General features: G+C 62.8%; 19 protein-coding genes. 5 read left to right on the forward strand and 14 right to left on the reverse strand.

Translation table 11 applies throughout. The features are described from left to right. Nucleotides 1–13: 13 nt before the first annotated feature. The 7 genes from AC0L25_RS25680 to AC0L25_RS25710 form a co-directional block, all read right to left on the reverse strand. On the reverse strand, nt 14–442 hold the full coding sequence (locus AC0L25_RS25680; protein ID WP_287097602.1) for a VOC family protein: 429 nt from the start codon (nt 440–442) through the stop codon (nt 14–16). Between the two features lie 111 nt (nt 443–553). Next, nucleotides 554–727, reverse strand: a complete 174-nt coding sequence (locus AC0L25_RS25685) for a hypothetical protein (RefSeq protein WP_473598075.1) — start codon at nt 725–727, stop codon at nt 554–556. 129 nt (nt 728–856) lie between these two features. Next, on the reverse strand, nt 857–1,153 hold the full coding sequence (locus AC0L25_RS25690) for a HigA family addiction module antitoxin (RefSeq protein WP_473598091.1): 297 nt from the start codon (nt 1,151–1,153) through the stop codon (nt 857–859). 93 nt (nt 1,154–1,246) lie between these two features. After that, nucleotides 1,247–1,522: a type II toxin-antitoxin system RelE/ParE family toxin gene (locus tag AC0L25_RS25695; RefSeq protein ID WP_473598076.1), complete on the reverse strand. Its 276-nt coding sequence runs from the start codon at nt 1,520–1,522 to the stop codon at nt 1,247–1,249. A gap of 263 nt (nt 1,523–1,785) precedes the next feature. Continuing rightward, complete coding sequence (locus tag AC0L25_RS25700; protein WP_473598077.1) at nt 1,786–3,315, reverse strand: ABC-F family ATP-binding cassette domain-containing protein; 1,530 nt, start codon at nt 3,313–3,315, stop codon at nt 1,786–1,788. Nucleotides 3,316–3,561: 246 nt separating this feature from the next. Further along, nucleotides 3,562–6,669, reverse strand: a complete 3,108-nt coding sequence (gene uvrB / locus AC0L25_RS25705; protein WP_473598078.1) for an excinuclease ABC subunit UvrB — start codon at nt 6,667–6,669, stop codon at nt 3,562–3,564. Nucleotides 6,670–6,781: 112 nt separating this feature from the next. After that, complete coding sequence (locus AC0L25_RS25710; RefSeq protein WP_473598079.1) at nt 6,782–8,032, reverse strand: hypothetical protein; 1,251 nt, start codon at nt 8,030–8,032, stop codon at nt 6,782–6,784. Between the two features lie 149 nt (nt 8,033–8,181). On the opposite strand from AC0L25_RS25710, the gene AC0L25_RS25715 reads away from it, so the two are divergent. Then, a complete protein-coding gene (locus tag AC0L25_RS25715) occupies nt 8,182–9,228 on the forward strand; it encodes a CapA family protein (protein WP_473598080.1) in 1,047 nt (348 codons plus the stop codon). Nucleotides 9,229–9,358: 130 nt separating this feature from the next. Next, complete coding sequence (locus tag AC0L25_RS25720; protein WP_473598081.1) at nt 9,359–10,330, forward strand: hypothetical protein; 972 nt, start codon at nt 9,359–9,361, stop codon at nt 10,328–10,330. Nucleotides 10,331–10,352: 22 nt separating this feature from the next. Here the strand turns inward: AC0L25_RS25720 and AC0L25_RS25725 are convergent, their stop codons facing one another. Continuing rightward, a complete protein-coding gene (locus AC0L25_RS25725) occupies nt 10,353–10,895 on the reverse strand; it encodes a YegJ family protein (protein ID WP_473598082.1) in 543 nt (180 codons plus the stop codon). 224 nt (nt 10,896–11,119) lie between these two features. Beyond that, nucleotides 11,120–11,398 carry a hypothetical protein gene (locus AC0L25_RS25730; RefSeq protein WP_473598083.1) on the reverse strand — a complete coding sequence of 93 codons (279 nt, stop codon included), beginning with the start codon at nt 11,396–11,398 and terminating at the stop codon, nt 11,120–11,122. A gap of 75 nt (nt 11,399–11,473) precedes the next feature. Between AC0L25_RS25730 and AC0L25_RS25735 the strand changes: the two genes are divergently transcribed. Together AC0L25_RS25735 and AC0L25_RS25740 are read left to right on the forward strand one after the other, a co-directional pair. After that, a complete protein-coding gene (locus AC0L25_RS25735; RefSeq protein WP_473598084.1) occupies nt 11,474–11,719 on the forward strand; it encodes a hypothetical protein in 246 nt (81 codons plus the stop codon). 792 nt (nt 11,720–12,511) lie between these two features. Then, the gene (locus AC0L25_RS25740) at nt 12,512–13,450 is read left to right on the forward strand and encodes a diacylglycerol/lipid kinase family protein (protein ID WP_473598085.1); all 939 of its coding nucleotides are present in this window, start codon (nt 12,512–12,514) and stop codon (nt 13,448–13,450) included. A 91-nt stretch (nt 13,451–13,541) separates the two neighbouring features. Here the strand turns inward: AC0L25_RS25740 and AC0L25_RS25745 are convergent, their stop codons facing one another. From AC0L25_RS25745 to AC0L25_RS25760, 4 genes are all read right to left on the reverse strand, one after another. Next, entirely contained in the window at nt 13,542–14,465 is a 924-nt protein-coding gene (locus AC0L25_RS25745; RefSeq protein WP_473598086.1) for an NAD(P)-dependent oxidoreductase, read from the reverse strand. Further along, nucleotides 14,462–15,673: a mandelate racemase/muconate lactonizing enzyme family protein gene (locus AC0L25_RS25750; RefSeq protein ID WP_473598087.1), complete on the reverse strand. Its 1,212-nt coding sequence runs from the start codon at nt 15,671–15,673 to the stop codon at nt 14,462–14,464. The genes AC0L25_RS25745 and AC0L25_RS25750 overlap by 4 nt, the downstream gene beginning before the upstream one ends. Beyond that, nucleotides 15,670–17,286, reverse strand: coding sequence for a GMC family oxidoreductase (locus AC0L25_RS25755; protein WP_473598088.1), 1,617 nt, complete (start codon nt 17,284–17,286; stop codon nt 15,670–15,672). The genes AC0L25_RS25750 and AC0L25_RS25755 overlap by 4 nt, the downstream gene beginning before the upstream one ends. 163 nt (nt 17,287–17,449) lie before the next feature. Continuing rightward, complete coding sequence (locus AC0L25_RS25760; RefSeq protein WP_473598089.1) at nt 17,450–18,022, reverse strand: GNAT family N-acetyltransferase; 573 nt, start codon at nt 18,020–18,022, stop codon at nt 17,450–17,452. 111 nt (nt 18,023–18,133) lie between these two features. Here AC0L25_RS25760 and AC0L25_RS25765 point away from each other — a divergent pair, with 111 nt between their 5' ends. Beyond that, the gene (locus AC0L25_RS25765) at nt 18,134–18,529 is read left to right on the forward strand and encodes an acyl-CoA thioesterase (protein ID WP_027151084.1); all 396 of its coding nucleotides are present in this window, start codon (nt 18,134–18,136) and stop codon (nt 18,527–18,529) included. A 153-nt stretch (nt 18,530–18,682) separates the two neighbouring features. On the opposite strand, the gene AC0L25_RS25770 is transcribed toward AC0L25_RS25765, so the two are convergent. Next, a complete protein-coding gene (locus AC0L25_RS25770) occupies nt 18,683–19,846 on the reverse strand; it encodes an IS4 family transposase (RefSeq protein WP_473598090.1) in 1,164 nt (387 codons plus the stop codon). Between the last annotated feature and the right edge of the window lie 196 nt (nt 19,847–20,042).

Raw genomic sequence — 20,042 nt, forward strand, 5'->3', positions numbered from 1 at the left:
TGGCGCTGTTCAGCTAGGCGGCCTTCACGGGCGCGTTCATTGCCCACTCGACACCGAACGGATCGCGCATGTTACCCCAGCGATCGCCCCAGAACATCACTTGCAAGGGCATCACTTCCTGGCAACCGGCATCGATGGCGCGCTGCCACCAGGCGTCGATGTCGTCGCTGCCGAGATGGAGCTGCATGGTGAAGCCCTGCGGCTTCACCGCGGCCATTCCGTGCTCGGGATAGAAGTCGGAAATCATCAAGGTCGAACCGTTGATGTGGAGATGGATGTGCATCGTCCGGCCCTGCTCGTCCGGCGGGTAGAAGAAGACCTGCTCGGCGCCGAATGCCTTCTGATAGAACTCTGAAGCCTTGAAGGCGCCGTCCAGCTGAAGGTAGGGCGTCAATCCGCCGAGAACTTTCGCGGCAGGCTGGGTTTGGGGCTGATCGTTCATGTCTTGCTCCTCTTTGGTTGGGCGTTGCGAACCACAGGACGAATGAGGCAGCGGCGATCCTACATGGCCGATGCGTTTTTTTGGTGCCGACCGTGCGATGGCCGGCCCTTGTCACGGAGCCAGGCCAATCCGCGGGCTGTTCTGTGCGTCGACGACGATTTCCGGCCAGCCGATGTCCTTGCGCAGTTCGATCGGCAATGAAAGGAGGGCGCACTCGCTGCGGTAGCGGGCGCGAGCTGCCGAGTAACGGATCGCGATGCGACCTACGGATGACAGAATAGACATGATGCTCTCTCCTCGATTGGCGCCGGCATCACCGTGTCGGCAACCCAAGGACGTGGCGTGCGCTCGCGATCCGACAGGCTGGCGGAATTTTTCTGCCGCAAGGCCGGATTTACTCCGCCGTCGATGATCTCAAGCAGCTTCCATCTGCTCGATTGCGTCGAGTTCGGCCTTCTTGGCTTCGCCCTCTACCGCGAGATCGTAACGGGACTGCATGTTCATCCAAAACTGCGGCGTTGTTCCGAAGAACTTGGCAAGGCGCAGCGCGGTGTCGGGAGTTACCGGTGTCGTCTCGCTGGCCAGGCGCTCGATGCGCGTGCGCGGAACATGCAGCTTTTTGGCCAGCGTGTAAGGCTTCAGACGAAGCGGAACAAGAAATTCCTCTCGAAGGATTTCTCCGGGATGGATCGGGGTGTCAAAATACAACATAACAAACTCCTGGCAGTGAGCGGTTTGACAACGGTTAATTGCCAAGGAAAGCGATGATCATGCGTCGTGCATCGTGGTATCGAGCCCTAAGTGCTAATCGGTGATTTCGACATCCTCTGCTTGCCCGTCCACCCACCGAAAGCAGACGCGGAACTGATCCGTGATGCGGATTGAATGCTGACCGGCACGATTGCCTTTCAGCGGTTCAAGCCTGTTGCCGGGTGGCGTCTTCAGGTCCGCCAGTTCAGCGGCGTTATCGATCATGAACAACTTGCGCTGAGCCGAACGAACAAGATCAGAGGGGAAGCCTTTTGGGGCCTTGCCTTTCGAAACCGCCTCGCTGGTCTTATCCTTAAACGAGCGGATCATCTGCTGCTGTCTCTTATAGACGTACCGTCGCATGATACGTCGCGGAACTCAAGGAAGCGTCTCATAGTGTGATACGAAATTTTAGCGATCTGAAGGTCGCGCTGGCGCGTCGGAACGTCGTCATAAGTGTCTGTCTCCATCCGGGGCGTTATTGCTCCACCTATGAAGGGCATTCAGAAGTGCCGCTCAGCCGAGCAAGCGGCGCCTTCGTGGTCAGATCACATCTGCCAGAGATCCTCGACAGACATCCTGCCGCCAATCACTCAACCCGCGGCCTCGGCGACCTCCCGGAAGAAACCTTCGGGGCTGTCGATCTCGGTCAGCCGCCGCTTCTCGATCAGCCAGAAGCGGTTGCCGATCGCCCTGATGAAGGAGCGGTCGTGCGAGGCGAGCACGCAGCTTGCCTGATGGGCGAGCAGTTCCGTTTCCAGCACTTCCTGGCCGTCGATGTCGAGATGGTTGGTCGGCTCGTCGAGCAGGTAGAAATTGGGATTGGCGAGCCTCAGCGCCAGCATCATCAGCCGCGCCTTCTGCCCGCCCGACAGCACGTCGATGCTGCGCTCCTGTATGTCGATGCTGACGCCCGCACCCGCCAGCAGCGAGCGGGCGCGCTGCTCGCCGACGTCGAAGCTGCGCGAGAGCATCGCCAGCGGCGTGTCGTCGCCGCTGATATCAGACAATGCCTGATCGCTGTAGCCGAGCACCGTCGACGGCGTCACCTTCACGCCTTGCGCCGCCGTCTCCGGCCCGACGATGGCATTCCTGATCAGACTGATGAGCCGTGACTTGCCGACGCCGTTGCGGCCGACCAGCACGACGCGGTCGCCTTGGCAGATATGGCGCTTGCCGGTCCTGAACAGCAGCGTGCCGTCAGGCGTTTCGACCGCCACGTCGTCGAGCGTGATCAGCACCTTGGCATGGGTACCGCGATTGGCAAGCTTTATCGCACCCGCAGATCTTTCGCGATGCGCCGGTGCCGCGACCTCCTCGAGGCGCTGGGCGCGCTGGTTGAGCTGCTTGGTCTTGACCGTCAGTAGGTCGCTGCCCGAGTTGATGCCGATGTTGTTGAGCTTGGCCGCCTGCCGGCGCAATTGCTGCGCCACCTTCATGTCACGCTGGAATTTGCGCTCGGTCGAGGCGTCGACTTCGCTCAACGCATCGCGTGCCCGTGAATAGGGCAGCGAGAACACTGGCGATTGTTCGGGGCGCAGGAACAGCGTCCGGTTGGTCGTTGCGTCGAGAAACGCCCGGTCGTGGCTGGCGATCACCACCGGCACCTCGCGCGGCAGCGCGTTCAGCCAGGTTTCGAGCTGGCTGATCTTGGCGAGGTCGAGATGGTTGGTCGGCTCGTCGAGAAGCAGGACGTCCGGATCGGTGACCCAGACGCGGGCGATCAGCGCCAGCCTTTGCCAGCCGCCGCTCAAGGCCCGCATCGGCCGCTCGCGCATCGGCTGCGGTACGTCCAGTGAATCGAGAACCACGTCGACGCGCCATTGCTCGCTTTCAGCCTGCTCGGCCGGCAAGGCGTCGGCCACGACCTGCTGAAAGCCATGCTCGGCCAATGCTGCGGGAACTGACTGTTCGACATGGCCGACACGCAGGCCGCGCGTACGAGTGATGTCGCCTGACGTCGGCTCCATTTCGCCGGTCAGGCACCTCAGCAAAGTGGACTTGCCGCGGCCGTTCGCGGCGACGATGCCGATGCGGTCGCCGGTGCCGATGGTGAGATCGAGGTTGGAGAAGAGCGGCGCACTCATGGTGACGCCGAGGGACTTGAGGCTGATCAGGGCCATGTGGGTTTCTCTGGTCTGCCCGGAGGGAAGCTCCGGTTCGATGCACTTTGACGGTGCGCAGGCTGGCCATCAGGCTCGGCGTTGCAGCACCACGAAGGGCAGACCAAGAAAATCGAAGCGGGAGAACCCGGACCGTCTCTGGTCAGCCCTGCAAGCAAGCTCGCAGGGCAGGAACAGGGCCGCGCTGACGGTGGTGGTCGAAAGACACGCAGCCCTCCTTTCGAGACGTTCGAGTGTGGAGATTGGCTACACCAAGGGTGGGGCCGATGGCAAGTGGCGTGTAGGAGTGAGCTGAGCGCTGAAGCTGCCAATCTCCCCCACACGGGGGGAGATCGGCTGCGGCTTCGCCGGCACCTTTCCCTCGACTGGCTTCTCGGTCCGCCGCACCGTCATCTCGTCGAGCGAGTTCTTCTTGAACAGCGGCTTGGTCGGTTCACCCGGTATACCGAAATCCGAGCCGTGCGCCTCCTGTGCCGACTGCTTCTTGAACAGCGAACGGGACACCGCGCCTGACGGCGTCGGCATGTCGGTGCCTGGCCCCATATCGTCCAGCGACGGCTTTGCGAACAATGGCTTCCTCACCGGCACGGCGCCGTCGGCGCCCATTTCGTCGAGCGCCGGCTTTCGGAAGAGGTTGGGCCGGGCAGCCTTGGCCGCCTCTTCGGCGGCATGTACCTCGTCGAGCTTGCGGAAACGCTCCTGTTCCTCTGATGTACGATGTTTGGCCACGCCCTTGTTGTGCTTACCCTTTTCGCGACCCGAAACCGGGCTTTCCATATCGGCATATTTGGCCAGCGGGTCGTCGGAGATGGACAGCTCCATTTCGCGCAGCCGCTTGATCTCGTCGCGGATGCGGGCTGCCTTCTCGAAATCGAGATTGGCGGCGGCGTCGCGCATCTGCTTGTCCATCGCGTCGAGATGGGCTTTCAGATTGTTGCCCATCATGGCGCCGGCGCTGTCGGTGAACTGCGAGATGTCGGCGCGGACGTGATCCTTTTCGTAGACCGAGTCCAGGATGTCGGAGATGCGCGACTTGACCGATTCCGGAGTGATCCCGTTGGCCGCGTTCCACTCCATCTGCTTCTCGCGACGGCGGTTGGTCTCGGCCATCGCCCGTTCCATCGAGCCGGTGACCTGGTCGGCGTAGAGGATGACCTTGCCGTCGACATTGCGCGCGGCGCGGCCGATGGTCTGGATCAGCGACGTTTCGGAGCGCAGGAAGCCCTCCTTGTCGGCATCGAGAATGGCAACGAAGCCGCATTCGGGGATGTCGAGGCCTTCGCGCAAAAGGTTGATGCCGACCAGCACGTCGAAGGCGCCGAGGCGCAGGTCGCGCAGGATCTCGATGCGCTCCAGGGTGTCGATGTCGGAGTGCATGTAACGGACGCGAATGCCCTGTTCGTGCAAATACTCGGTCAGGTCCTCGGCCATACGCTTGGTCAGCACGGTGACCAGCGTGCGATAGCCGGCCTTGGTCGTGTCGCGGATCTCGCCGACGACATCGTCGACCTGGGTCTTGGCCGGGCGCACCTCGACCGGCGGATCAATCAGGCCGGTCGGGCGGATGACCTGCTCGGCAAAGACGCCGCCGGATTGCTCCATCTCCCAGCCGCCGGGCGTCGCCGAAACCGCGACGGAAAGCGGGCGCATGGCGTCCCACTCCTCGAAGCGCAGCGGCCGGTTGTCCATGCAGGACGGCAGACGGAAACCGTACTCGGCCAGCGTCGCCTTGCGGCGAAAGTCGCCGCGATACATGCCGCCGATCTGCGGCACGGTGACGTGGCTTTCGTCGATGAAGACCAGCGCGTTGTCGGGAATGTATTCGAACAGCGTCGGCGGCGGATCGCCCGGCTGGCGGCCGGTGAGATAGCGCGAATAGTTCTCGATGCCGGCGCAGGAGCCGGTCGCCTCAAGCATCTCGAGATCGAAGCGGGTGCGCTGCTCCAGCCGCTGCGCCTCCAGCAACCGACCGGCCCGTTCGAGTTCCACCAGGCGGTGCTTGAGCTCTTCCTTGATCGATTTTATTGCCTGGTTCAGGGTTGGGCGCGGCGTCACATAGTGCGAATTGGCGTAGATCTTGACGCTCTTCAATTCGCCGGTCTTCTGGCCGGTCAGCGGGTCGAATTCGGTGATCGCCTCGATTTCGTCGCCGAACAGCGAGATGCGCCAGGCGCGGTCTTCCAAGTGGGCCGGGAATATCTCGATCGTGTCGCCGCGCACGCGGAACGAGCCGCGGACGAAGTTGATATCCTGGCGCTTGTATTGCTGGGCGACGAGGTCGGCGAGCAGTGCGCGCTGGTCGAGCCGGTCACCGATCTGCATCTGGAAAGTCATCGCCGTGTAGGTTTCGACCGAGCCGATACCGTAGATGCAGGACACCGAGGCGACGATGATGACGTCGTCGCGCTCCAGCAGCGAGCGCGTCGCCGAATGGCGCATGCGGTCGATCTGCTCGTTGATCGACGATTCCTTCTCGATGAAGGTATCCGTCCGCGGCACATAGGCTTCCGGCTGGTAGTAGTCGTAGTAGGAGACGAAATACTCGACGGCGTTTTCCGGGAAGAATTTCTTGAACTCGGAATAAAGCTGCGCAGCCAGCGTCTTGTTGGGGGCGAGGATCAGGGCAGGGCGCTGCGTCTCCTCGATCACCTTGGCCATGGTGAAGGTTTTTCCCGAGCCGGTGACGCCGAGCAGCACCTGCGTGCGGTCGTTGTCGTTGACGCCCTCGACAAGGTCCTTAATCGCCGTTGGCTGGTCGCCGGCCGGCTCGAAATCCGACACCATCTTGATGGCAATGCCGCCTTCGGATTTTTCGGGCCGGGCCGGGCGGTGCGGCGTCCATAGCACGCCATCCTTGTGCAGCGGATTGCCGGATTCGATCAGTGCCGACAGCGCAGCAACGGTGGCAGTGACGCCGCCGGAGGCCATGGTCTCGGCCTCCTCAAGCGAGACATCGAGGCCGGCGACAGGACTGAGGCCGGCCGCGGTGCGCTCCCGCGCCGACGCCGCGCCGCCCATCGAGGTGCCTCGCGCCGTACGGCCCGGAGAGGAGGAGCGCTCGGGGATCTTTTTCGCCGCCTTCGGCGATTTGCCGGCGTCTTTGCCGCCATTCTTGTCGGGAACGACTTGGCGCCCTTCCTTCTCGGCTTCCTGCTCGATCTGCTCGGCCCAATCGGCGATCGAGCCGGTCAGCGGCGTGCCTGAGAATTCGGCCTGCGGCGCCTCGGCAAAGCCGCCCTTGTGCAACGGCTCCGAGGCATCGAGGAAATCGGTCAGCGGGCTGCGCCGCTTGGGCGGCGAAGCGCGACCATCACGCGCCGGCGGCGGCGTTTTTTTATCGGAAAGTTTGGCCATGCCCCGAATATGGGAGGTATCGGCCAAAATGGAAAGAGCGGAGTGGTGAGGGGCGCGAGACGAAACCAAGCTGCTGACACAAGGGTGTCAGGAGCGATGTCGAAACGCGCCCTTAGTTGAACCACAGCGCAAACGTCAAAAACCCGGCGCCGCCGAACTGGCGCTGGATCTGGTTGAACTCTTCGCCGGTGAGGATCTTTCCGCTCTCGAGATAGGGCGCGATGGCCGGGCCGGTGATCGACAGCACCAAGTCGAAGGGCTTCGGCTCGTCGAAGAAGCGTTTCATGTTGATGCCTTTGTCGGCGAAGCGAAAATGCGGCAGCAAGGTGCGGCCTTCGAGCAGATCCTCGACCATATCAAGCGCGGCGTGCCAGGCCTGGACCTGCTCCTCGCCGACTTCCAGGCCGGTGAGCGGGCTGGCGCCTTTCTGTTGCGGGCCGGGCAGCCATTCACGGTCGTTGTCGTTCTCGGCGCGGATCGCTTTCCAGTCTTCGCGAGACAGCCGGATCATTTCCATGAGATGGCGACGCGCCCCCTGCCGGCGCTCCGGCTCGATGACTGGCCAGTTGACCAGATGAACCAGCGAGATGAAGTCGGCGATGCGCCACTCGGACGACAACATGCCGCCGCTCATGCCGCCGTCTGGCGGAACGAGCGTGTCCTGCAGCGGCAGTTTGGCGCGCGGAAACAGCATGTGGAACGAACCGTCGAAGGCGTTCCTGAAATCATGCGCTAGCCAGAAATCGGCCTGCGCCATCAGGAATTCGGCATAGCCCTGCAGCCAGTAGCCATCGGCGCGGTCGAAGCGGAAGGCGAGGGCGGATGCGGCCGGGTCTGGCGCACCGCCGCGTGACAGGGATGCCATGATCGCGGCGGCGCTTTCGTCCGGCGCGATCTGGCCATCCTCGTTGAGGTCGATGCCGAGACGTGTGAGGTCGACCTCCATGCCGATGTCGGCATCGGCAGGCACGGATCCAAGCGTGGCGGCGGACTTTTCCAACCGATCGCGGAAGGCGACCAGGATGGCGCGGAAGCCGTCGTAGGTCAGCGGCTCGGGATTGGGATTGTCGGGCACCGGCAGCCGCATCAGCGGCAGTATGAAGGATTGCGGGCTTTCGAAGCCGTGGCGGTGCAGGCCGCCGGCCAGGATCTCCAGCGCGGTGAAGAATTGGCCGGCGCCGGCGGCATAGGCCGACGCGGGATCAGTGGGTGCAGCGGCTTCCAGCGCGGTAAGCGTGCTGTCGCGGTGGGCTACGGTTTTTGCCTCGAACAGGGCGGCCGGTTCGGGGGCTGCGGCACCGGCGGAAGCAACCGGCAGCAGCAGAATAAGGGCCGATGCCAGCAGGTTCGAAAATCGCGTCATCTTGGTCCTCCGGTATGCCGTTCGGCGGCAACCATATACGCATCTTGTGTGCTGCGCCTACTGCAGGTATCTGACCTTTCGAACGGAGGCGCTTCGCTATATCGGGCGCATCGTCTACCGTGGCCGTTCATCCCGGGTGCAGGCTGCGCGTGTCGAACTATCCGCTTTCCTACAAATTGTCTTGGCTGCCGCGTTTCCTGAAGCCGACTCTTGGCGGCGATGCCCGTGGTTTTGCACCGGCGGCAGGAACGATGATCGAGCCGCCGCCGGCGCGGACGGTGCGGCTCGCCTTTGTCGGCGATATCTCGGCAGTGGCCAATCGAAGCGCGCCGGACTGCGACCCGGCGATCATCGCGCTGCTCGCCTCCGCCGATCTGGTGGTCGGCAATTGCGAAAGCCCGGTGGTGGAGCGGCCGAGCGCGACGATGGGAACGAAGCTTGGCACCCGTCACGCCATGACCGAGCGGTTTCTCGCCGAGGCGCTGGCGGCCGCCGGCATCGCGCGCGAGAAGCTGGTTTTGTCGCTCGCCAACAATCATGTGCTCGACCAAGGCGTCGAGGGTTTCGACGAGACCGTGGCGGCGCTGAACCGTCTCGGCATCCGCAGTGTCGGTACCGCCGCCGCCGGTCCGGTCGAGCGCCTTGCGGTCGGGCCGCTGACAATAGGCTTTGCCGCCTTCACGCTGTGGCGCAATGCCGGCGCGGCTGTGTTCGCGGGCCGTGTGTCGATGCAAGGCGACCCGGCACGATGGCCGCGCGATGCTGCTCACGGCTTCGACATCATCTGTGCCGTGCCACATTGGGACTGGGAATTCCGGCATTTTCCACAGGCCGCAACGCGGGCACTGGCACGGCATTTGGCCGCGCAAGGCGTCGGGCTGATCGCCGGCCACCATGCCCATGTCGTGCAGCCGGTGGAGCGGATCGGCAAGGCGCTCGTCGCCTATGGGCTCGGCGATTTCTTGGGCACCGCCTTTGCGCGCCAGCCGTGGCCCGGCCGCATGGGCGGCATCCTGACCGCTGATATCAGCGCCGACGCCGGCACGCGTGGCGCCATTGCCGCCTACCGGCTGCATCCCTTCATGCGGTTGCGTGCCGGCGACCATGAGCAGCTGGTTCCCGTTGAAGCGCTGGAGGGCGCATTAAGGCAAAACGTTACGGCCCGTTTCGTTGCGGTTTTTGGTAACCGGAATTGATGGCCACAGTTGACTGATGGCTCGTGTAAATCGTGTGGGCTCACCACCATTCCAACGCTGTAGTCGCGCGACTTTCAGCGAAATCGGCTATTGTCCGAGTTGGGTGTTCGGTCTTTCGACGGGGATGGCGATGGAAGCGGCGGATTTCATGCCTGATGAAGCTGACATCGCCGGCATCAAGAGCAACCTCGCGGCCTATGAGGCCAGGAGGGCTTCGGCCTACCGGAAAGTCCGCTGGCGGGTGCCGCTGTTCGTCGGCCTGGTGCTGGTGGTCGTGGCGCTGGTGGCCTGGCTTTTCAACGCGGTCGCCGATCCATACGAGCGATGGTTCTCGACGCCGCATGTGCTCCTCTATGTCGCCGGGTTCGTGGCGGCGATCCTGCTCTATTTCCAGGCGATCAAGCCGGCGAGCACGTTGCGGCGATCGTTCCGCAAGACGCTGCTGCCGATCATCTTCGGTTTCATTGAGGGCATGCGCTACCAGCATGATGTGACACCGAATTCATTCGACCGGCTGCCGCGCGAGACTATCGGCACTTTTAACACCAAACGCTTCGACGACATCGTATCCGGCCGCTACGAGGGATTTCCGTTCGAGCTTTACGAAGCCGATCTCCGGCAAGGCACGGGCAAGAGCGGCACGATAGCGTTCAAGGGGATCGTCGTCGCCTTCGAAACCATCGTGCCGTTCCCCGGCATATTGGTGGCCGCCCGCCGGACTGACATGGCCGTCGGGTTCTTTCGCGGCATGTTCGCCAGCAAGATGCAGGAATTGTCATGCGGTGTGCCCGAGCTCGATGCCGCCTACGACTTCCGCACCGACAATGTCGAGGCGGCGCAGCCGCTGGTGAGCGGCCGGCTGGCGCAGGCCCTGACATGGCTCAGCGAGACATGGCCTGATGATCCGGCACGGGTTGCACTCAATGGCAGCGACGGTTTCCTGCTGTTGCCGCAGACGAAAGACTTCTTCGAGCTGCCTGACAGCTCAGTGCCGCTCGACTACGCCAAGCATATCGCGCCGATGATCGCCGACATCGGCGCGATGCTGGCGACGGCGGCGCTGGTGCGCAAGATTGGCCCAAAAGACGAGGCGGCGGGTTAGCAGGATTGGCAGAAGGTCACGCTTAACAGTCGAAGCGGTAGTTGTTTCGGAGAGAATCCACATCTTCTCTCGGCATCTTCTTCAACATCACACAGACGGTGAAGCTGCCCACCTGGCGACCGTTCTTGGTGTATCCCCAGTCGGAAATATCATCCCGGGTGAATTCGATGTCCTGGCCATTCACGACGTTACGCACAGCCTGCGGCTCGTTTGCCAATGTTCCTGCAAATCCGGTCGCGGTCAGGTGGAAGGGGATGACCCAGAAGTGTTCGGCTGCGTTTCCGTCCTCGACCACGACCTTCAATTTGAACCTGGCTGTTCCGGGCGGCGGCGTCTCGGACAGTGTCAGAAATTGATCGAGGCTGGCGCGTGCCTGTTCGATCGCCGCCGCCATCTCCGGATCGTCCGGGCCCACGGTAAGGAGCCTGTCGCCGCCCTGATCAGGGCTTTGTGCCCCAGCTGATGCCGGAACAAGCGCCAACATCAAGGACAGCATGGTGCGGGTTGGAAGCTTCATGGGGCGGCGGCCTTCTACCTTCACCAGAACGCCGCGATCATTAGGCATCGAGCTTGAATTTTCAAGCGCAGCTTCATGCCGAAGATCGATGGAAGCGGTCTGGGCATGGCCGACGAATACACGGGCGCTGATCGACGTGACGACTAGGCGTGGTGGGCGCTCCTTTCTGCCCTACCAGCTGCACTGGCGAGGAAGCGACAGCATGACCCGGAGCTGTTCTCCTCGACCTTCTACCGTGCGATCCAGGCGCTGAGCGGCATCGCTTGAGTCGCTTACAAACCGCCCGGCATTTTTGCAGCCAGCCAGTTCGCCGACCGCTTCGCCAAGCCGATCGTTGCAAATGCGGCCCGGCCAAGGTCGGTCTTGACCAAGGCGTAACCGGTCTTCGTCCGATACAGCACCGAGCGTCCGCCATCGACCGCGGCTTCAAAGGCGACCGGCCTGGCAGCCTCTGTTTCCGTGGCTGTTGCCTGCGACCCGACAGCAACGCTGGGCCGACGGCTCAATTCGGACGGGAGTGGGTCGGTGGCGGTCTGCGCTGCCGCCGCCAACTCAAGCGTCGGGCCGTCGCGGCAAGCCGCGACAACGTCTGCGTTGTGCGGCAGATGCCGGACAGGAGCGGGTAGTTGAAATTGCGCTCGTGCAACATCTGGCTTTTCATCGCCGCTTCGCAGTCGGCGATCGTCGACCACTTGGCCGGCGTCTCGCCGATATACTCGCAAAGCCTGGCAGTGCTTCAAGAACGTGCGGCGCTGATGCGTCACCAATCGCCGTGGATCAAGGCGGGATTTGGCCGCGATTGGGGATTGTGCGTGGCGGAGCACAAGGGAAAGTTTCAGGAGTTCCGCCTGTGGCCGAACGGCATCAGGTAGTCGTCGACGTGATCGAGCTTGGCGCCTGCCTTCATCAGGCGGCAGACCGGAGTGCAGCTTGATAGCGCCTGGTGATGAAGATCGTGCCGTCGGCACCGTAATCGCGCTCGCCCAAGGTCCGGCGTTACGCTGAAGCCGCGCCCATAACATTCGCGGGATGGCTATAAAAGACAGTCGGCGCCGGGATTTCTCCCAGCGCCTCCCTGTCAGATCAGGACACGGTCGCGGCAGCAACTTCCGTAAAGACGTCGCGCCATGCCGGCCTTGATGTTGACGGTCCTGCCAGCCACCGCCCGAGGGCAGCGTCCGTTCGGGACCTCGCCAGTTTCACCCTTGCGGGCTTCGGCCAGCGCGCCATCGAAGGTTTTTGCCGTCCTTCATGGCAGCATCGGTCCGCCGTAGGCGTTCGCACGCTTTCCGCGGCCCCGTAGGTCTCGGTCCTCAAAACAGGCAAGCCTGCTTTCATTCGGGGCCGTACGGGCCTCAGGAAATCCGCCGTTTCGCTTTGTCTTTCAACTTGGCGATCGGTAGCCGCCTGAGATGGGTTAAATGTACGCCGGATAAGCGTTTGGCGAAACAGCCGCGCGCCTGTGGATAGCGGGATCATCGGGGACTGAGTTCGGCGTCGGAGCGTTTTTCTGGACGAGATGCAGGGGGGCGGGACACGCCCTCATCTGCGGCGAGCAGCGTGATCAAGCATTCGGCCCTTGCCCCACAGAGCGGCGCGGGCTTCAATGCCGGCAAAAGGATTTTAGGACAGCAGCGTCGTTGCCGTCCTTAGGGAGGGCGTTTTTGAAGGTCGGGGTGGTTCTCAATCCGATTGCCGGTGGCGGCCGGCTCAAACGGCATTGGCCTGAGGTCAGTGCTTCGCTCAGGAAACATTTCGGCGATTTCGAGCTGCGCGAAACGCAGGCGACCGGCGACGCCGAACGGCTGGCGCTCGTCCTTGCTGCCAGCGGCTTCGACCTGGTGATCGCGGCGGGCGGCGACGGCACCGCCAGCGAGGTGGCCGACGGGCTGCTGCAGGCGTTTGCGGAAAGCGGCCGGACGGCCGAGCTCGGCCTGCTGCCCTGCGGCGCCGGCATCGATTTCGCCCGCGGGCTCGGCCTGTCTGGCGAGGTCGACCTGACGTTGAAGCGCGTCGCCGATGCCAAGGCCCACAAGGTCGATGCCGGCCGCATCTCCTATGTTGACGACCATGGCGCGCTGGCCAGCCGTCATTTCATCAACATCGCCAGCCTCGGGCTTTCAGGCGCCACCGATCGCGCGGTCAACGCCGACAAGCGCAAGGGCAAGGTGTCGGCCAAAGCGCTGTTCTACTGGCGCACGGTGTGGGAATTTATGCGCTACCGGTTCCAGGACGTTGTGATCACCGTCGACGACGGCGTCCCGGTCGAGGCGCGCGTGGCGCTGGTGGCGGTGGCAAACGGAAAATTCTTCGGCGGCGGCATGATGATCGCGCCGGATGCCGAACTGGACGACGGGCAGTTCGACATCGTCATCCTGCGTGCGGCCGGCAAGCTGAAACTGATCTGGGATATCCGTCTGCTCTATGGCGGGCGGCATCGCAACCATCCGGCGATCACCATTTTGCGCGGCAAGAAAGTGGTTGTCGAACCGTTGGGCGATGTGCAGAAGAACGGTGCGCTGGTCGACGTAGACGGTGAATCGCCGGGGCGCATACCGGCGACCTTCGAGATCCTGCCGGGGGCGCTCACGCTGAGGTATTGAATCAACGCGCTGAGAGACTGATTCAGGTCGTTACGGGCGTGATTTCGGCGATCCAGTCAATGTACTGAAATCGCGTGACAATTACCTGATGTCAGACGTCGAGCTTGGCCGGGAAACCAGGCGCACGAAGGTCGGTCCCGACCGCATCTTCCAGAAGCTTGACGATCATGGTCGACCAGGCGCTGCCGCCATAGGTATTCTTGCCCTGTTCGAATATGGCGTTGACGCGCGAGGCGAGCTCGAGCGGCACGCCGAATTTCTCGCCCATGCCCAGGGCGAAGCCGAGGTCCTTCAATGCCAGGTCCATGGTGAAGCCGATGTCGTAGGAGCCGTTCAGCACCAGCTGGCTCTCGGTCTCGTGGACGAAGCTGTTGCCGGACGAGGCTGATATGGCGTGGTAGGACTGGGCAAGATCCAGCCCGCCCTTCCTGGCCAGCATGAGCGCTTCGCCGGCGGCGACGAGATGGATGAAGGCCAGCATGTTGGTGATGACCTTGATCACCGCCGCCGAACCGATCGGCCCCATCAGGAAAGACTTTGCGCACATCGCCTCGATGGCCGGACGGTGGCGCTTATAGAGTGCCGGATCGCCGCCGACCAGTGCGGTGATCTTGCCGACGGCCGCCAGATGCACGCCGCCAGTAACTGGACATTCGAGCGTCTCGACGCCGCTTGCCGAAGCCAGGGATGCAAGGCGCAGGATCTCGTCTTGGCCATTGGTCGACATCTCGACCCAGCTTCCGCCTTTGGGCAGGCCATCGAGCAATCCGCCGGGGCCGGCCAGTACCGCCTCGCTGATATCAGGCGACGGCAGGCAGGTGATGGCGTTGCCGGCCAGGGCGGCCGCCTCGGCTGGGCTCTTTGCGGCGGTGGCGCCGAGTGTCGACAGGCGCTCGACAGCGGTGGGATCGCGGTCGAAGACGGTGATGGTGAAACCATTGCGGATCAGGCTGGCGGCGAGGTGACCGCCGAGATGGCCAAGGCCGATGAAGGCGTAACGCTCGCGCGCGCTCACGGCATCAGCGGCGTCTGCATCATCTGCAGATGCAGGTCCGTGCCGGTCCAGGGATGCGCATCGCAGACGGCTTCGTCGAGCTCGACGCCGAGGCCGGGTTCCTTCGACGGAATGACGTTGCCGTCCTGCCATTCGATCTTTTTCTTCAGCAGGTTTTCGTGAAAACCGTCCCACTGTTTCAGCGATTCCAGGATGAGGAAGTTGGGCAAGGTCACGGCAAGCTGGATGTTGGCCGCACCGACGATCGGTCCGCAATAGCAGTGCGGGGCGACCTGAATGTGATAGGCCTCGGCCATGGCGGCGATCTTCTTGGTTTCGAGAATGCCGCCGGAACGGCCGAGGTCCGGCTGCAAAATGGTCGCCGCGCGGTTCTCGATGACACGGGCGAATTCGAACTTGGTCGTCAGCCGTTCGCCGGTGGCGATCGGGATAGACGTGCCACGCGCCACCTGTGCCATTACTTCCGGCATGTCGGGCGGCACCGGCTCCTCGAACCACAGCGGGTCGTAAGGTTCGATGGCGCGGGCCATGCGCAGCGCGCCCGATGCGGTGAACTGGCCGTGCGTGCCGAACAGGATGTCGGCCCTTGTGCCGACCGCCTCGCGGATTGCCTTGATCATGCGGGTGGAGAGATCGATGTCGACGAGACGCGGCTGGTGACCGTCAAAGGCGGTGTAGGGGCCGGCCGGATCGAGCTTGACGGCACTGAAGCCCTGCTCGACGTATTCGAGCGCGCATTCGGCCGCCATATCGGGATCGTTGTAGACGTTCTTGCCGCGCGCATCCTCCGAGTGGACGCTGCCGCTGTGTGGGTAGAGGTAGGTATAGGAACGCAGCGTTTCGTGCACCTGGCCGCCGAGCAGCTTGTAGACCGGCTTGCCGGCCTCCTTGCCGATGATGTCCCAGCAGGCGATTTCGAGCGCCGAAAAACAGCCCATGCCGGACACGTCGGGGCGCTGGGTGAAGCCGGACGAATAGGCGCGGCGGAAGAAGTTTTCGACGTCGTGCGGGTCGCGGCCGATGAGATAGCGCTCGGCCATGTCTTCGACCATCCTGGCGGTGACATGAGCCGAGAAGGTGGCGTTGTAGGCCTCGCCATAGCCGACCACGCCGCCGTCGGTGGTAAGCTTGACGAAGATGAAATACTTGCCGCCGATGCCGGGCGGCGGATTGCCGACAACCCAGGTTTTTACCTCGGTGATTTTCATTTTTGATCCTCCAGAACCAGTTCGGCGCCCTTCCATCCGGTCATGATCGAGGCGGCGTTGGTGTTGCCGGTGATGTTATCGGGAAAGATCGAGGCGTCGATGACACGCAAGCCGGCGAGGCCGTGAACCCGCAGGCGCGGGTCGACGACGGCGCGCGCAGCGTCCGGTCCCATGCGGCAGGTCGAGACCGGGTGGTAAACGGTGCCCGAACGTTTCCTGAAATCCTGAATGAGGTCCGCGTCCGACGTGATTGACGGGCCCGGCAAAACCTCTTCCTCGATGATCTCGGCCATCGCCGGCATGGCGGCGATCGTCCGGATGAACTTCACCGCTGCCAGCATTTCTGCGACATCCGCCTCGGTCGAAAAGGCATTGGCGACGATCTTCGGATAGTTAAGCGGATCGCTGGAGCGGATCATGATCTCACCACGGCTCGATGGACGGCAGTTGGACAGGCCGATGGAAAAGCCCGGCCACGGGTCGGGCGTCAGGATCGGGCGTTCGCCGCTCTTTGGGATGACGGTCGAGAATGCCTGGAAATACAGCTGCATGTTGGGCCGTGAAAGAGCCGGGTCGGTGCGGAAGAAGCCTCCGGCATTGTTCATCGACAGCGACAGCGGGCCGGAGCGCATCACTATGTATTGCATGCCGACCATGAGCTTGCTCCACCACGGGCGCAGTATCTGGTTGAGCGTCGGCAGCCTGCCCTTGAAGGTATAGTTGATGCCGACATGGTCCTGCAGGTTCGCCCCAACATTCTCGTTGGCATGGACGACGGGAATGCCGAGCGCGCCAAGCAGCGCCGACGGGCCGACCCCGGAAAGCTGCAGCAACTGGGGCGAATTGACCGAGCCGCCGGACAGGATGACCTCGCGGCCGGCGCGGGCAGTTTTCGTCTCGCCGTTCTGCAGATACTCGACGCCGACGGCGCGCTTGCCCTCGAACAGGATCCTGGTGGCCAGCGCATTCATCTCGACGCGGACGTTTTTGCGCTTCATCGCCGGTCGCAGGAAGGCGCGGGCGGCCGACATGCGGCGGCCGTTTTTGGTGGTGATCTGATAGATGCCGGCGCCCTCCTGGGAGGCGCCGTTGAAATCCGGGTTGAACGGCAGGCCGGCCTGATTGGCGGCCGCCAGATAGCGCTTGGTGAGCGGATGGACTGAGGTCGAGCAGTCGGTGATGTGCAGCGGACCGCCAACGCCACGCCACTGGTCGGCGCCGGCCTGATTGTCCTCCAGCGCCTTGAAGGCAGGCAGGAGGTCATCGAAGCCCCAGCCGGGATTGCCGGCCGCTGCCCAAGCGTCGAAATCCTCGCGCGCGCCCCGGATCCAGACCATCGCGTTGATCGAACTCGATCCGCCGAGCAGCTTGCCGCGCGGCCAATGGTCGACACTGCCGGCGAGCCCGGGGTCCGGCTCGGTCTTGTAGTTCCAGTTGACCGCTGGATCGAAGAAGGTCTTGCCGTAGCCGAGCGGCATCTGCACGTAGAAACGGCGGTCGCTGCCGCCGGCCTCAAGCACCAGAACCGAAAAGCGGCCGGAGGCCGAAAGTCTTTCGGCCAGAACCGAGCCGGCCGAGCCGGAGCCGACGACGATGAAATCAAAGGTCTGCATGATGGATGCGGCCGGCTCCGAACTTTAACCCAACCTAGACGCCGCGAGCCGCCGCGATCACCGGAGCTTCCGGCATCGCCTGTGAAAAAAGCGACCGGTACTTCGTTTGCATTCGGCGTCCTGCCCGAAGCGGCCCTTGCCTCGTGGACAAGCGGTCCAAGCATCATACGCCATCATCAGCATTTTGCTTGAAATCATAACGCATGATCGGGCGGGCTGGCACCCTGCGGGCGACGACCCTGAACCCGGCGCGAGCGAAGGTGGAGGCGTATCCACTGCCGGAAGCGCTCGGCGATACATCGCCATCAAAAGGATAGGCCTCAAGCGCAGGGGCATCTGCGCGCCTTGCGGCATCCAGTGCCGCTGCGATCAGGTGGGATGTGATGCCCTGCCGGCGGTATGCTTTTCGCACGTAGAGGCAGGACAAGGACCAGACCGGCGCGTCATCCACTCGCTTGAGCTGCCACAGCCGATCGAGCCCGGGCACGGCATCGCGCGGTGTCACCTGGCACCAGCCGACAGCAGTACCGCCGTCGAAAGCAAGTACGCCTGGGGAGGGACCATGCTCGACGGCTTGCCGGAACGCAGCCTTGTTTTCCTCGCCTGGTCGCTTTCGATAAGAACTGCCGATACGCCCGTACATGCACCAACAGCGACCGCAGACGGCGCTCTCACCGAACAGGTCCTCGAGCGCGGGCCATAGATCTGATGTCAGAGGACGAAAGGTAAGTTTCATGTCAGCTGCCTTTCTCAACTCACCGTGCGCAGTTTAGCACCTGGCTGTGCGCGTTGACGCATCGGTGCCATCCCGATACGGGAGAAGATCGATATCGAGGGGATTTGGCGCATGGTGCATTACGCAGACGGGCGGCCGATTGGCGATCTGACGCTGAGAACCTTGGCCATGCCTTCGGACGCCAATGCGGCGGGCGACATTTTTGGCGGCTGGGTGATGGCGCAGATGGATCTGGCCTGCGGCATTCGCGCCGCCGAGCGCGCCAAGGGCCGGGTGGTGACGGCGGCGGTGAAGGAAATGTCGTTCGCCAAAGCGATGAAGATCGGCGACACGCTGTGCATCTATACGCATGTCGAGCGCGTCGGCCGCACCTCGATGACGCTGAAGGTCGAGGCCTGGGCGCAGCGCTACCTCTCCGATTTGATGGAGAAGGTCACCCATGCCGATTTCGTCATGGTGGCGCTGGACGGCGAAGGCAAGCCGAAGGCCGTTCCGGCGGAAAGCTGACTTACCTTCTCGCCTTGCTGACTTCCCTTCTCTCCCTTGTAAGGGGGGAGATCGGCCGTCATCTTTTGATTTCGCCAATCGCCAACCTCGAAAAAGAGGCGCTGTCGGCGGAACTGCCAATCTCCCCCTTGTGGCAGGGCTGTCCGGGGAAAGTTATTCATATATGAAGGCCATCTGATTGGGAGAGGCTCGGTCTTTTGGTCGACTTGGATTGACCGGTGGCGGCTTGTGGATGGTGGGCATTTTCCGCCGCCCGAACAAGTATTGAGCGACCAGTTCTGTGAACCTCAGGATTGGAATAGGGACGCGGCGGGTGGCCGCGACAATGCGCAGCAGCGCATAGGCGATCATTGCGGCAAAGAGTTGCAGGCGGATTGCATTGCCGTTGTTGCCGAGGAACTTGCGGATCTTGAGGTGCTGCTTGATCCATCGGAACAGAAGCTCGATTTGCCAGCGGCCTTTGTAGAGCCGTCCAATCTCGACGGCGGAGCGCTCCAGATCGTTGGTCAAAAGCGTGATGGTGTCGCCCTCTTCGCGCTGAACGCGCAGGCGACGCAGACGCATCGGCAGCTTGCAAACGCCCTTGCTGACCAGGCTTACCTCACTGTCTTCCACAACTAGGAAGCCGTCGCCCTGCGGCTCGGCTATAGGGCGATCGCACACCAGCGCCAGCCCCATGTTGGCCTTGGGCCGCGTCACGAAGATCGATCCGGCTTCGGCGATCGCCGTCCACCAGCCATAATGGCAGTAGCCCTTGTCGAACACGTAGGTCGCTCCAGCTTCGATCGTGATCTGGCGGCCGACCTGGGCGTCGTTGACGTTGGCGTCGGTGATGTCGAGGACGCGCGGACAGTCGGCCTTCGGATCATAGACGACATGCACCTTCATGCCGCGGATGCGCCCGTTCGACTTGGCCCAATCGCACAGTTTGCCGAGCGGAATGGGGGTCGAGTCGATCAGCCGCAGCATTTCTTCGCCCTCGCGCCGCGTTTGCCTGTCGAGCAGGTTCGCCACCAGACCGAACGCCTCGGCAAAGATGGCGACCGGACGCCGTCTGTTGGCGTCCGACAAGGTCGAACGCATCAAGGGACCGCTGCCCAGATGATAATGATGCTGGCTGTTGGCGTTCCAGCCGTCTTCCAGGCCACGCAAACCGCTGCTGCCGCAGAACTGGGCATAGATCAGCACCACCAGATGATCCCAGCTTCTGAACGATTTGTCGTACGCATCCCCGTCGTGGCGATCCACAATTGCTTGGAATTGACGCCGATCGATGGGTTCAAGAAGCTGCCCGAAGATGCTAGGTGCAAAGCGCATGCCCCGTTCCTTTTCTGAGTCTCGACAACCAGAGAGAAGACGGACAAAACCCGTTTTACGGGCATGCACATGTGGCATTTCGATTCACTCAAAACTTTCCCCGGACAGCCCTGCACGAGGGGGGAGATGTCCGGCAGGACAGAGCGACTGTCTTGGAAGTCAAGCTGTTTGCCATGGTTTTTGGTCCCTGACGATT

Source organism: Mesorhizobium sp. WSM4813, assembly GCF_055811555.1.

What these genes read in the sequence shown, in the direction of transcription:
- AC0L25_RS25770 (WP_473598090.1), bottom strand. Translation starts at nt 19,846, where the DNA reads ATGCGCTTTGCACCTAGCATCTTCGGGCAGCTTCTTGAACCCATCGAT.
- AC0L25_RS25690 (WP_473598091.1), bottom strand. Translation starts at nt 1,153, where the DNA reads ATGTTGTATTTTGACACCCCGATCCATCCCGGAGAAATCCTTCGAGAG.
- AC0L25_RS25720 (WP_473598081.1), top strand. Translation starts at nt 9,359, where the DNA reads ATGGAAGCGGCGGATTTCATGCCTGATGAAGCTGACATCGCCGGCATC.
- AC0L25_RS25695 (WP_473598076.1), bottom strand. Translation starts at nt 1,522, where the DNA reads ATGATCCGCTCGTTTAAGGATAAGACCAGCGAGGCGGTTTCGAAAGGC.
- AC0L25_RS25725 (WP_473598082.1), bottom strand. Translation starts at nt 10,895, where the DNA reads ATGCCTAATGATCGCGGCGTTCTGGTGAAGGTAGAAGGCCGCCGCCCC.
- AC0L25_RS25685 (WP_473598075.1), bottom strand. Translation starts at nt 727, where the DNA reads ATGTCTATTCTGTCATCCGTAGGTCGCATCGCGATCCGTTACTCGGCA.
- AC0L25_RS25755 (WP_473598088.1), bottom strand. Translation starts at nt 17,286, where the DNA reads ATGCAGACCTTTGATTTCATCGTCGTCGGCTCCGGCTCGGCCGGCTCG.
- AC0L25_RS25680 (WP_287097602.1), bottom strand. Translation starts at nt 442, where the DNA reads ATGAACGATCAGCCCCAAACCCAGCCTGCCGCGAAAGTTCTCGGCGGA.
- AC0L25_RS25710 (WP_473598079.1), bottom strand. Translation starts at nt 8,032, where the DNA reads ATGACGCGATTTTCGAACCTGCTGGCATCGGCCCTTATTCTGCTGCTG.
- AC0L25_RS25760 (WP_473598089.1), bottom strand. Translation starts at nt 18,022, where the DNA reads ATGAAACTTACCTTTCGTCCTCTGACATCAGATCTATGGCCCGCGCTC.
- AC0L25_RS25750 (WP_473598087.1), bottom strand. Translation starts at nt 15,673, where the DNA reads ATGAAAATCACCGAGGTAAAAACCTGGGTTGTCGGCAATCCGCCGCCC.
- AC0L25_RS25765 (WP_027151084.1), top strand. Translation starts at nt 18,134, where the DNA reads ATGGTGCATTACGCAGACGGGCGGCCGATTGGCGATCTGACGCTGAGA.
- uvrB (WP_473598078.1), bottom strand. Translation starts at nt 6,669, where the DNA reads ATGGCCAAACTTTCCGATAAAAAAACGCCGCCGCCGGCGCGTGATGGT.
- AC0L25_RS25700 (WP_473598077.1), bottom strand. Translation starts at nt 3,315, where the DNA reads ATGGCCCTGATCAGCCTCAAGTCCCTCGGCGTCACCATGAGTGCGCCG.